The sequence below is a fragment of the Phaeodactylibacter xiamenensis genome, from assembly GCF_965229835.1.
Classification (GTDB): domain Bacteria; phylum Bacteroidota; class Bacteroidia; order Chitinophagales; family Saprospiraceae; genus Phaeodactylibacter; species Phaeodactylibacter xiamenensis.
Genome location: NZ_OZ245931.1, coordinates 2,319,380 through 2,332,991, shown reverse-complemented (window position 1 = coordinate 2,332,991; position 13,612 = coordinate 2,319,380). Strand labels below are relative to the sequence as shown.

7 protein-coding genes are annotated in these 13,612 nt (G+C 49.5%); 6 read left to right on the top strand and 1 reads right to left on the bottom strand.

Features of this window, described 5'->3' with window-relative positions; genetic code table 11:
* Nucleotides 1–399: 399 nt before the first annotated feature.
* Nucleotides 400–2,973, bottom strand: coding sequence for a helix-turn-helix domain-containing protein (locus ACO08I_RS08600; protein WP_421949068.1), 2,574 nt, complete (start codon nt 2,971–2,973; stop codon nt 400–402).
* A gap of 572 nt (nt 2,974–3,545) precedes the next feature.
* Between ACO08I_RS08600 and ACO08I_RS08595 the strand changes: the two genes are divergently transcribed.
* The 6 genes from ACO08I_RS08595 (at nt 3,546) to ACO08I_RS08570 (ending at nt 13,539) form a co-directional block, all read left to right on the top strand.
* A complete protein-coding gene (locus ACO08I_RS08595; protein WP_282782441.1) occupies nt 3,546–3,953 on the top strand; it encodes a hypothetical protein in 408 nt (135 codons plus the stop codon).
* A gap of 60 nt (nt 3,954–4,013) precedes the next feature.
* Nucleotides 4,014–4,487: a hypothetical protein gene (locus ACO08I_RS08590; RefSeq protein WP_282782439.1), complete on the top strand. Its 474-nt coding sequence runs from the start codon at nt 4,014–4,016 to the stop codon at nt 4,485–4,487.
* A 299-nt stretch (nt 4,488–4,786) separates the two neighbouring features.
* Entirely contained in the window at nt 4,787–7,150 is a 2,364-nt protein-coding gene (locus tag ACO08I_RS08585) for a LamG-like jellyroll fold domain-containing protein (RefSeq protein WP_421949067.1), read from the top strand.
* A gap of 61 nt (nt 7,151–7,211) precedes the next feature.
* A complete protein-coding gene (locus ACO08I_RS08580) occupies nt 7,212–11,753 on the top strand; it encodes an HYR domain-containing protein (RefSeq protein ID WP_421949066.1) in 4,542 nt (1,513 codons plus the stop codon).
* 79 nt (nt 11,754–11,832) lie between these two features.
* Complete coding sequence (locus ACO08I_RS08575; RefSeq protein WP_421949065.1) at nt 11,833–12,903, top strand: fascin domain-containing protein; 1,071 nt, start codon at nt 11,833–11,835, stop codon at nt 12,901–12,903.
* Nucleotides 12,904–12,951: 48 nt separating this feature from the next.
* A complete protein-coding gene (locus ACO08I_RS08570; protein WP_421949064.1) occupies nt 12,952–13,539 on the top strand; it encodes a hypothetical protein in 588 nt (195 codons plus the stop codon).
* The last annotated feature ends 73 nt before the right edge of the window (nt 13,540–13,612 follow it).

Here is a 13,612-nt window from a genome sequence, read left to right as displayed (position 1 = left end):
AATCCCAACAAAAATAAAAATGGCGGACAAAAGTGTCCGCCAAATTCTAAATCACGTTCATGGGATTATGGTCGTCTTGTTGAGATTACGATTTGCTGTGTAGTTTATTCTCTCACTTGTGCGACGAAGATAAAGCAAAACTTCCGTTTCTTCCAAACAGTGCATGCATTTTATTGCGCTGTAACAGATTTTTTATATCTGTTAAGAAGTTATTTGGTTGAGAGTCAGGGAAGTAAACAAAAGATTATTTTTTGGATATGTTCATGGGATTATAAGTGAAAATCGCGTTCCACTCTATGGAGCGCGATTTTTTTTTGCCAGAGTATCAACTATTGCACATAGAGAATAAGCCCGCCCCGATAGTTCAGGAGTAAGCTAGCTCAAACGAGGACGTTGTGTTCATGTGTTCAGCATCTCTTCTAACATGGCTTCCATTTTCATTCTCGCTTTCCTATCCTTTGGCCCCGGATTGAGGACTGGGTTTTCGGGTTTTGCCAGGGCTATTTTCAATAAGCCATAGGAATAAGCGCCTCCAAAATGCCTGTGTAAAGTGCTAAGTTTTAACTCCTTCATCTCCCCTGCCTTTTCCTGTATAGCAGCAATGGATTCTGGTTTCAGGAATGAGGTAGCGCTCAGGACACCCTGTTTAATAAAGTGGGCGATATGCCCTTCGATTGTTGATACCGCCAGATTTCGTTCCCTGGCTATCTCCTCAATGGTCATACCTTTCCGGTACCTGGCCAACGTCTCCTCTTTTGTGCCTGTTTTTGTGCCGGTACTTACCGGTTCAGTATTCAGTGGGGTTTTGAATACAGGTGATGGTTCAACTCCCTGTCTGCTGCAATAATCCTGCACCATTTTCAACAAGGCTGCTCCGTATTGTTCCAACCGCTTTTTACCGATGCCGTAACTGCGCTTCAGTGATTCAGGTGTATTGGGCAGATGAGTTGCAATATGGAACAGAGCCTGGTTAGGTAGAATTCGGAAGATGGGCAGAGATTGTGCATTTGCTTCCGACCGCCGCCATTCAATCAGTTGCTGCAACAGCTCAGGGTGGGGCACCTTTTCCCGACTGAGTTTAGCAACTGTTGGGGTTACCGGAGCCGATGGCTGCTGCCTGAAGTCCAGCATGGCGTCCGTTTTTGCCCGGAGCAAGTCAGCTGGAGAGAAGCCGGAAGCGGTCTTGCTCAGACCCTTCAGTTTGATGAACACTTCCTCGTGTAGTTGCTCCAGAGCCTCCTGTATCGTATCCCCGGTTTTTTGGTTATCAGTTTCAACAGAGATGGTTTTCAGAGGCTCCAGAACGGAGGCCTTCAGCTGACTGGCAAACCAGGCTGCTGCCTGTTTAGTGCGATCTTGCAGCGCTGCGTTCTCTGCTGGCATACCTCCCTCCTGAAAGAAGGCCTGCAGCTGAGCCTGAAAGCGCTGCCCTACCGGATAAAGCTCCTGTTCTGCGAAGTTCCAGACTTCCTGAAAAGGCGCTACCGCACCCGGCAGTAATTTGTGTTCATATTCCAGCAATAAACGCTGGGCGCGCTGCATGTGCTTTTTCAAGATCCGGAAGTCGAACAACTCCTGCAGCATGGATTGCTGAAAAGCGACTTTAGCATCCTGCAATTCGGCATCATCCGGCGCATTGCGTTCTGCCTCATCAGAAAATTGCTGCACCTTAGTGTCCGTCCTGACGCTGGAGCTCCGGATACGCGAGCGCAGCACAATACCCTCAAAAGTCTTGCACCGGCTTAGCGCCACATACACCTGGCCGTGCGCAAAAGCCGCCTGCGCATCCAAAATCACCCGCTCAAAGGTCAGCCCCTGACTCTTATGGATGGTGATGGCCCAGGCCAATCTCAAAGGGTACTGCGTGAAGGTGCCAACGACATTTTCTTCCACTTCCTTCACCCGTTCGTTAAGCTTGTACTTGCGGTTTTGCCATTCCTCTCTGCCCACTGTAATATCCGAATCGTCGCCCGGGCATTGCACGGTGATTCCTTTTTCCTCATCGATCGATATGATTTTACCAATCTTACCATTATAGTAGCGGCGGTCAGTACTATTGTCGTTTTTGATGAACATCACCTGTGCCCCCACTTTAAGGTGCAGCGCTTCGTCAGCCGGATAGGCGTGGGCAGGAAAGTCGCCACTGATTTTCGCTGCAAACCGGTGCACTTCGCCTGGAAGCGCGGACAATTGTTCTGCATTGATGGTATTGGCGCTGTAATTATGGGTGGTGAGGGTGATATAATCATCTTTGTCCGGCAATTGGTCAAGCGGCTGATACCGGCTGTTGAGCGTCTCCAGGACTGCTTCATCTATCTGATTATTGCGCACCTTATTTAAAAGGTGGATAAAGGTGTCATCCGATTGCCGGTAAATATGTTTTAGCTGAATGGTCACGGGCTCCGTTAGCTGCAAGGCTTTGCTGCTGAAGAAAAAAGGAGTGTTATAATATGAACGCAACAGTCCCCATTCCTCGTCCTTGACGACCGGAGGCAGCTGATGTAAATCTCCAATCATCAGCAGTTGGACACCACCAAAAGGTTGGTGTGGAGTCCGGTAGCGGCGCAGCACCTCGTCGATGCCGTCGAGCACATCTGCCCGCACCATGCTTATTTCGTCAATAATAAGCAGGTCAAGCGCCCGCAACAGCCTCGCCTTTTTTCGGCTGAGCCGCCGGAACTGCCGGTTATCCCGTTTATTCCCGGGCACAATAGGCCCGAAAGGCAATTGGAACAGGGAGTGGATCGTCTGCCCGCCCGCATTAATCGCGGCTACGCCGGTAGGGGCGACCACTGCCAGCCGTTTGGGTGGCTTGGCTTTGAGGGTCTTCAAAAAGGTGGTCTTGCCGGTACCGGCTTTGCCAGTCAGGAAAATACATTTGTTGGTATGAGTTACGAATTCGCGCGCGAGCTCCAACTCGGGGTTGTGTCCCGCCTTCGTGGAACTAGGGCGGGCGGAGTGTGATTTTGTCATGGTTTTTCAGGGGTTGGTGATACAGAGAATAATTTTCGCCCCTAAAAATACATTTTTTGTGTTTTTAGTCAAAATTTTAAAACGGAAAATTTATCAAAATACAGGTGTTCTGTTTGTTTTTCACCCCTGTGCTCCACCAAATCAGCCAGGAAAAGATCTCGTTTGCAGGTCAAAGAAGCGACACGGCTAATGTAAACACTGAGTTGAAGCGATATAAAGTGTGGGATATCCTGAGTGAGCAATTACATTCTCAATTCCGTTGGTTGGAAAGGTCGTGGAGACCGCTGGTAGCTGGTAGGTTTGTACAAGCCGTATAGTCCCCAACAGGAAGGTGTCAGCATACTTAATAATTTTTTCCCCTCCCGAGGGTAAGATTTCCCAACACCAAGCGATAGGCTGATAAATTACTTCATCATTCAATCCTGTTTAACATGAAAGCAGCATCAGTCTATCGAACAGTTGTAACATCTTCCTCCGCTTTTCTGTCCGTACGATGTGTCCCCGTCATACTAGCATTCCTGGCATTCGGGATTGGCCCCTGCTTCGGACAGGAGCAGTTGGATACGATAAGCATGCAGAAGTTGTTCAGCGGGTACGCCTTTTATCAAAATGGAGAAAGGCTTAACACCAATCAGTTATCCGATGTATTAATGTCGCACCCAGAAGCCTATGAAAAATATAAGGACGCTAATTCCCTGGGTTTGGCAGCCGGCGTTCTCAGTTATGCAGGTGGCTTCCTAATCGGCTGGCCTATAGGGACTACTTTAGGCGGCGGCGAGGCCAACTGGAATCTGGCGCTGATCGGGGCGGGCTTATTTACAGTTTCCCTGCCACTGAGCAATGGGTCAAACAAACGGACTTTGCAGGCCATAGATATCTTTAACAATCAACCACTTCCAAGCTCACCTTCGAATACAAAGCCAAATAGGCTTAATGTATCAATACAGGGAAATGGCGCCGGATTCGTGCTTCATTTTTAAGGTGTTAAGGCTTTTATCAACGTATTTTTTTCAGACTATCTTAATCAAAATCGACTATCCATGAGAGCTTATTCAATTGCAATTTTTACGCTATTGCTATTCATTGGCCATTCAGGTTTTACCCAAACTAACAATACTAAAAGCCCATTCAAGGATGTAATCGGGTACCAAAACGCTAAGAGCAAAAAATTTGAAAAAATCACAGAAAGCCAGTTGCATAATTTTTGGCGCAACACCTTGCAAATTCCGGAGGGTACTAAGTTTGAAAAGGCGGCCCTGAAAAAAATAGAGGGTACGAATTCAGACTATATGATATACGCTACTAGTGTGAAAGGCAACATCAACGTAGCATCAAAACTGGTAGCTTATAAAGGAGGCTGGAGATTAACCGGAGAAACCTGCAAATGTATCTCGAGTTGCACCTGGTCAGGGTGTGAAGTCATCGGAATGTGCCTATGTACCCAATGCGAGTCAGGATGCAAAAAAGAACACTCGCAAACTAGCAAACTGTATACTTCACACTTCAAATCATGACCTAAGACTATGTTTGGAGCTTGATCCTGTTGCAAACCAAGGACTTATGAACCCTGCGAAAATACGAGGCAGGCTCTGGCGTCATCTTTTTTAGCTTATTTGGCCCCTGACGATAAATGTCTGTATGTAAACACCCGCCAAACGCGCCAAAAAAGATTTAGCCGAAACCCTGCCGGCCATTCTGGCACAGCAGGCGGGCACAATTTCTTGATTTTCAAGACGAACCCGCTCCAAACATAGTCTAAGACCTAATTGTAACAGCCTCTCTGTTTTTTATAACCCTATAGAACCACAACCTTATGTTATTCAAGAAATGGAATCCCATTTTTATTGCCCTTGCTATGCTTTTTGTGCAGCAGGCGGTCGGGCAGAATGTCGCGTTACAGTGCGATGGCGACGACGACTGGCTTTTCCTGCCACTGAGCAGTACCCCCCTTGCGGGTAATCCAGCTAGTTTTACGATAGAAGTTTGGTTTCAGGCACAAAATGTGAGTGCTGGTACCAACTGCGGCAGTAATTTTAACCGCTTGTTGAGCCTGGGGAGCCCCGGTACCCGCATCGAGTTGGGGAACTGTGGCAATCAACTGAACTATTTTCTGAATATCCCTGCGCAGGCTCTTCCTGTTACGCCCCTGACCACAATCACTCCAAATGCGTGGCATCACCTTGCGGTTGTCCGTACCCCCGGACAATTAGAAGTTTTCCTCGATTGTGTCTCGGTTGGAACCATACCCGTTACAGGCAATCCTAATATTCAGGAATTCCGCCTTGGAGCCTGGCCAGGTGGTGCGACTAACCCTGCTCAGGAATGGGAAGGCTTACTGGACGATGTCCGCCTGTGGAGTACAGCAGCCTCCCCAACCCAGCTCTGCGGTCGTTTGAACTGCCCGCTTTCCGGCCAGGAGCCTGGATTGCTGGCTTACTGGGATTTCAACGAAGCCGTACCGGGGGGCAATAATACCGCTTTGACCCAAGTCACAGACAGTAGCCCTAACGGCAACAACGGCAATATTTATATAGGTGGTAATGATCCTATTACGCTGACGGGCAACACCAGTAATTTTATCAACTCCACTGCGCCACTCGTCTACCCCGCCCTGCACGATTTGGGCCTGGAAATTCGGGACTACCCCTACCGCAGCAACCTGCTCACCAGCATCTGCAACGGTGATCCCGCTCACTTCTGCCTCGACGACAACGGCCAGACACCTGGCCCGTACAGCAACGTCAGTGTACAGTGGGAATTTTTTGACGTCGGAGGTTCAGGCTGGCAGCCGGTCACCTCGCCTTCCTTTATCGACTTTTGCTTCCCGGTAGCGCCGGGTGAGCTGACCCTGCCCTGCAGCAGCAGCCCGGATGGCTTCGTCGACCGAAAATACCGCGCAGTGAGTACAGTGACTGGCCCTACCGGCGAGCAATGCGAATACCTCAGTGCGGAATATGACCTGCAGATTTGCTGCCCCATCAGCCCGGCTACGGTGACCCTTTCCCCTTCCGGCCCTTACTGCGAAGGCGAAACTGAAACCTTTACGGCTACCCTCAATTCACCAGACCCTTTCGTACAGATTACGGGGCCAAATGTTACGATCAACTGGTATTACGTCGACCCTATTGCCGGCACGCGCATCCCCATCGGTAGTGGAAGCTCTAGTGTAACCCATACGGTTACCTTCCCGCAGGTGCCGGGCGTGACGGATTTCTGCTTTGAAGTGGAGGTGACGAATTGCAACAACAAAATGGCAACCTTCTCCGCTTGCATCCCGGTGGATCCGGAGCCGGTCTGCGGCACGATAGCGGGCTGCCCTCTGGGAGCGCCCATGAACCTGACCCTTGTTGACCCCAACCCAGCCCATCTCATCTATGAGATTTGCCCGGGTAATGATGCGATCATCTGCCAGGATGCCCAATTTGACGATTGCATCCCGCAGTGGCAGTACACCTTTACAGATCCTAACATAGCCACCCCTTCTGACTGGGTCAATATGGGGCTGAGCAATACCACCCAAAACACCAACATACTGCCCAGCCACCTCTGGCCGGCCGGACAAAATTCCATCTATTACCGCATACAGTGCAATCCGCTCTCCAATCCTTCCGGATGCGAGCCCTGCTTCAGCAATATCGTGGAAGTGACGCTGACACAAGCGCCGGCACCGCCCACTGTCACAGGCCCCACACAGGTTTGTGTAGAGAATCTACCCGTTACCCTTTCGGTCAACAGCCCGGTAGCAGGCCTGACTTATACCTGGCTGTATGAAGGCCTGGTCATTGGCACCGGCAATTCCATATCCGCTTTAAATGGCGGCTGTTATTGGCTGGAAGCCAGCAACGGCTGTCAGACATTGGATGGACCGCCCTTGTGCCTGGAAGTCTGTGAGACTATCGCCCGCCTGAGCTGCCCGTTGCCGCCTAACGCTTGCGCCACACCGGGTGAGCCGATCAGCCTTACCGCCTGTGATTCGGAGAATACCTGCTCGGGCACCGCCGGGCTGCTGTTTGAGTGGTTTGTGGACGGTGTATCGCAGGGTGCTGCCAGCAGCCTGTGTGACTTTACGCATACGCCCGCAACCACCGGCACCACCTACAAAGTCGTAGTGACAGACCCCGCCACCGGCTGTATGGGTATGGTGGAGCAGACGGTGATTCCTTGTGATGCTAATTAACCCATTTCTGAATCAAATGAACACCGATGGGTTAACCATCGACCTCAAAAAATAAATGACCATGAGATATTATTTCATACTACTGGCTTTGTTGTGGAGCACAGCCAGCTTTAGTCAGAGCCCTTGCTTTTGTCAAGTTGAATTAGTGCCGCAAAGCGACTGTTGCGTAAATATCATCGCTTCCTGGTCTGCCTCCTGCAACTCTACACAGGCACAGGCTAATCACATTTTCATCAATACTGCTTTTGCATCTCCCTTTACTGCCGGGGTTAAGTCTTTTGATTTATACTATCCACAGTTATCCGGAACGCTAAGTGCCGGCAACACCCAGCTGGATATCAATTCTACTGTAAATATTGCAACGTTCCAGCCTTTAGGGCAAGATATCCTACTGGGTTCTCTCTGCTACGAAAATGTCAATAGTACAGTGGTAACCAATGAAATCAATATGGACAATAATGGCATCAGTTCCTGCATGGGGGTAAGTGAAGTGCCCATCAGTTGTGTCCCTTCACAGCCCTGGAATAAAATATACGGTGATGCCAATGATAACGCCCCTACCAAAGTGAAAGCCTTTGGCGATGGCATGTATGTTGTCGGCACAATAGATTTGAGTGGTGTAAAGTACGGTACATTGTCCAAGTTCGATATCACAGATGGTAGTTTGCTTTGGCACTTTCAGCACGACGTGCCCAGTGTATTTAATGATGTAGAATACAGTCCGCTGGTGCAGGAGGTGATCGTAGTGGGCGCTACGGAGCCTAATCCGCCAACGGGTGCTCCATTTGATAATAAATCCTTGATCATGCGCCGCCGGGCCAGTGATGGTACTATGCCTATCGGAGGTCTAAAGGAGTACGATCATCCTGGTCGGGAATTTTTTGAGGTGATTAAGCGCCACCCCTATCCGGAGGACACTAACTTTCCTTTTTATGTGTTGGGGCGAGAAAATCCAGCTTCCAACTTTCCTTCTGGCGCAGATCAGGTTGTTGTCTATAACTTTAACCGAAACCTGGCATCTGGCTGGGACAAAAGGTATGTAGAAAACGGCGGTATTGAAATAGAAGGCTACCGCGGTATTGTCCCACTACGGGATGGGGACCTGCTATTACTTGGCAACGGCTCCATTGCCAACGAAGGTGCTGTAATAAAAGTCGATGGCAGGAAAGGCGATTGGATGAATAGCTGGTATCATCCCGATGGTATTGATTGGTATGATGGTGTACATTTGCCTAATGGTATGGTGGTATTGTCTGGAACCAGATTCAGCTCAGACGAAGCGATTGTAATGGCGGTTAATCCAAATAACATGACGCCATTGGCAGGTTTACTTTTCCCTAACCAAAGTAACTTCCGGGAAATCGGCTGGCACAGCCCATCAAATGGTGCAGGTGCAACCGACCTTTATCTACTCAGTAGAGAGAAAAACAACGCCCCAAACCGGAATATCCTGAATAAAGTCAGTTTGTCAATCTTTCCCGCAACCGGGGCCTTCATGAATGTTGACTACAGCCGTTATCTGGAAGACCAGGAGCTTTCCTTCAATAACCCCCGGTTGCAGGTGGTACCTGCCAGGGATGCGGTTTTTTACGCAGATAACCGGACGTATAACCCTGTTGTCTACGGCGGTGAAGATATGCTGGTAGGCGTTTACGACTTGAACCTAAATTCTGATTGCGTACAAAGCCTGAACAGCCCGGTACAAAATTACATCATCAGTCCGACTACCTTTGGCATGACGAGTACGGATATCAATATTAATCAGGCCGACCAGGGTACCCAACCTTCGCCCTTAGGCTATGAGTGTACTAACTTCTGCTCCAACTGCACCGCAGACTTCACCTGGACCTCCGACTGCTGCGAGCTGCAACTCTTGGGCAGCGCCACCGGCACCGGTCCTTATACTTTCGAGTGGGACTTCCTGTGCGATGGCTCTGTGGAGGCCACGGGTCAAAGTGCCACACTTTCCAACCTGCCCGTTGGGCCCAATATACTTTGCCTGAAAATCACGGACGCCACGGGCTGTATGGCAACGGTACAGCAAACCGTAACTGTGGTCGGCGATAACACCCCGCCAGTCATCAACTGTCCGGGCAACATCACTTTACCGACCGATCCCGGTGAGTGTTTTGCCACTTATAGCATTCCCATGCTTACTGCAACAGATGACTGCGATGACGATTTAATGGTCAGTTGCTCTTTGTCTGGAGCGACCACCGCGCCCATTGGCCCCGAAAACGAATTGCCAAAAGGTGTCACAACAGTCACCTGCGCAACGGAGGATGATAAAGGCAACTTCGCCAATTGTACTTATAATATTACCGTGGAAGACCAGGAACCGCCGGTTATTAGCTGCCCAGGTGCGATCACCAGCAGTGTGGCGGCTTGTGCGGGAGGCATCAGCGTACAGTTCCCTGATCCTACAGTCACTGATAACTGCCCGATGGTCACTTGGACGTATAGCCATCAGAGCGGAGACTTTTTCCCCTGCGGCACCACTACAGTCACGGGTACGGCAACTGATATGGCAGGTAACCAAAGCACCTGTACCTTCCCGATTATAGTAGACTGCCAATGCGCAGAAGTAGGCGGCCAAACCATAAGCTGTACAGACGTGGACGACCAGTTTGCCTTCTCCGTGAGCGTGAACGACCTGACCGGCAGCGGCACTAATGGCTGTACCGTCAGCGTGAGCAGCCCGCAGAGTGGCATTACCATCAGCGGGGTGACAACGACTGGCTCCGGGCCAGGCTATACAATATCTGGATTAATTGATGTGGCAGCGCCGCCTATGCCCAATACGATTACCATCGTGGTGAGCGTGAGCTGCGTATGCCCGGACGGTACGGTGCATGATTGCGATTTCCCTATTACGCTACAGACGCCTTGTTGCAAAGATATTTCCGTCGATCCGCAGGAGGTTTGTGAAAACGGGCCAGCCGTGCAGATTCCGCTGGTAGGCTGCGGAAACCTATACGATGTGCAGCAAGTACGCTGGTACGTAGCCGATGCCCCCTGCCCGCCGGCAAGTTGGGGCCCGCCTCTACAGGTGACCAACGGCTGTGCACCACTGACGCTTTCCCCACAGTTCCACAACGGAGACATCTGTGTGTACGCCGAGGTGGATATGGGGCCAGATGCCGGGCCTTGTACGATGTTGACGTCCAATATCGCGACCATCAACCTCTGCCCACCAATTAGTTGTGATTTGTCAGGTGGCCAGGCCTACTGCTATACCGGAAGCCCGATTACACCTTCGATGCTAACGCTGATGCCCCCCATGACGGATTGCAGCTACACCATCGAGTGGTTTGATCCGAATGGCAACCTGATTCCGTCGGCGACCGGCATGACGGACTATCAGCCGCCCGCATTGGACTTCACCTTACCTAATACAGAATGCTCACAATCGTATACCTACACTGCGAAAGTCACGAGTGTATGCGGAGAGCAAAGCTGCAGCGCTACATTCCGCCTGGATAACGACGATGCGCCGGTGGGCACCATCAACCTGCTACCACCGGATGTGAACCCGCTTTGCTACGGAGAAGATGCCGTGCTGGAATACATTCCCGAATGCGCTGGCGACCCGGAACGCTGGAATTGGTTCATCCGCCCGGATGCGGTGCCTGCTTATACTGCGCTGCCCAACAATGGTGATCGTAACCCACTGTACTACACCAACCGCCTGTACGAAGACACCTGGGTAAAAGTCGAGAAGACCAATGGCGTCTGCCCGGCGGATGAGATCGAGTTCTTCCTCGACATCATCGACCCGCTGACGATCAACAGCTTTACAGCGGATTACAGTCCGATCTGCGCCCCGGCATCCGTAGACCTGGAGGTGGATTTCGATCCTTCACCTGCCCCAGCGGGCTGTACCTACACCATTCACTGGTATAAGGGTATCAACCGCATTCATACCTCTATCCATACCAGTGCTACGGCTATGTATACCTATACGCCGCCGGCAGGTATCGGTCTGGCCGGCAATTACTACTGCATCATCGAGAGCAGCTGCTGCCCGCAGCGTGAAAAGAGCGATGTGGTGGTACTGGATCCGCCGATGGAAGTCTACGCCATTGGGCCATGCTACCGCTGCAATTGCGAAACGGTGACCCTGAACGGTATTGTGCTGTACCCTATCCCCGGCTTTAACTGTACCTACCAATGGTACGATAATGGAGTAGCTATACCGGGCGAAACGGGTACGTCCTTAACCGTAGACCCAAGCTGGGATGGGCCGTTCACCTTTGAAGTGACTTGTACAGGAGGGGCTACGACTTGTACCTTGTCAGACACATACATTTTGCGGCAATGTGGCAATTGCCCCCCTGTCAACACCTATGAGGTAGTCAGACTGAATGCGAAGGTGTACCCCACTCCGACTCACGGCAGGCTTTACCTTGAACTGGACAAGCCGGTGAATTTTGAAACGATAGCATTCTTCGATGCTCAGGGCAAAAAAGTCCGGTCGATAGCTCATCCGTCTTTTGACCGCCTGTTAGAGCTGGATTTGTCTGGCTTACCCGCAGGTGCTTACACCATCAGGGCGATCAGTACTGAGCAGGAGATGCTGCTGGAGAAAGTGATCAAGCAGTAGTGATTAATTATGCTTCGGGTGGTTGTGAGACGTACCACCCGAAGCAATTTCCCAAAATCAATATTAAACTCAAAGAACCATGCCTAACTTAAAGTTTAGGGACGTTATTGCAATTTACAGCATTAATGCAAATAAATTCCTTGCTGTAGAAAAAGATGGTACTGTCAATGCGAACCGAGCTCAAGCTCTTCAATGGGAAAAATTCTTAATCCTGAATCCAAACAATATTCAGTCTAATGATGAGATCAAATCAGGAGATGAGGTTTCGTTACTAAGCTACCACAATAATTATTTAGTCTGCGAATCGAATGGTGAAATCAAAGCCAATCGGGAAAACCTTGGTCCCTGGGAAAAGTTTACGATTTACAAATTCAACAGCACATCCACAGGTCAATCTTTCGGCATCAATGGAAACGGAGACTGGACACCGTTTGCATTACGGAGCCATACTGGACATTTTTTGACTACCACAAGCCAAAATAAGATAGAGGCATCTCTTTTGCAAATAGATACTTCACCAATGAATTATTACAGTCACGGCACAGCCTTCATGGGCTATGTGAAGGAATGGACTGATTTTCACTACGGCGTTTCTATCGGTGACCCTCAATGCCCCAAGCGTGGAAGATTTGATGGAGCAAATTGCTTCGTCGCAAAACCACCTGGAGGCTCTCCTTTTATCTATCACAATAACTTCTATTACTCGACCAGCAACAACGACCCAATACTAGGCTGGTTCGATGGCTCTAATGCACAGGTTGGGCAAAACGATATTAATGACGAGCCTTTTATACATAATAATGCCTTTTACTTAGAAGAACTAGATTCTTATTTGACAGCCAATGAAGTATATACCCTTACCCCATCTGTTGGAGCAATTAAGGTATGTGTCAATAAGGCATTATACTACGGAAGCTTGGCAGTCCCTGTAGATGTAAGTAAAATTCAGTATATCAAAGTCTGTTATAAAAAATATTGGGCGCAATATTTCAGAAGACCGTGTTTTCAATCAGAAACTTTCAATAATAGTCGATGCGGTATGATCACAAACCTAAGTTCCGGAACATGGTATAAGATCAAAGTTTTCTTAAAATATACGGACGAGCCTTATGAAATAGATCTTGGTACTAGAACAATCAAGCCACAATGAAACCTCTAATCAATCGCAAAAGCTATATTCAAACCGTAGTATATAATCATGGCCCTGTCAACTCCTCCAACCTACCACATCCGCACCCACGAGGCCAAAGCCCCCAACTTACGTCTATGGGTAGTGGATGAAGCCGGAGAAAAACGCTGGGAAATCGCCGGGGTATACGAAGAGTCGCAAAGCCATAAGATTTGGAAACGGACGCCTTGCCTGCTTCGACTGTTTCTCATTATCCCTGGTTTATTCCTGAGTGGTGAGCTGCCTTTATTTGGGCCAGACAAGCACATCCTAAAACACTGGGTACTGAGAAACGAAAAGGGAGAAGACCTCCTCATCTACCGGAAAAAACTAAGAGGCGTAAAAATGTACCGGCAGAATAAAAAGGTAGGTACTATGGTCTTTAACCGGCCAACTTATGTCGTTAAGTACAACATCAAATACGAGGGTAAATACCTTGGCCGGGTGTATCCAAGTAGCATCTGGCACCAAAAATTTGAAATCAGGAAAGATGATACCGTATTGCTCACCGCACAAAAGTATTCCCGCAGCAGTAAGAAGAAAGATATGACCCTCAGCGTCCATCCATCTGTGGGGCAAGATGAGCTGCCGGGCATGCTGGGCATTTTCCTGCTGTAAGAGAATGAAGCAGGGTAGGAGAGGCTTCTCGGGCGAAATAATCAGGCCAGCCCCACGGCTTGCAACTTATTTC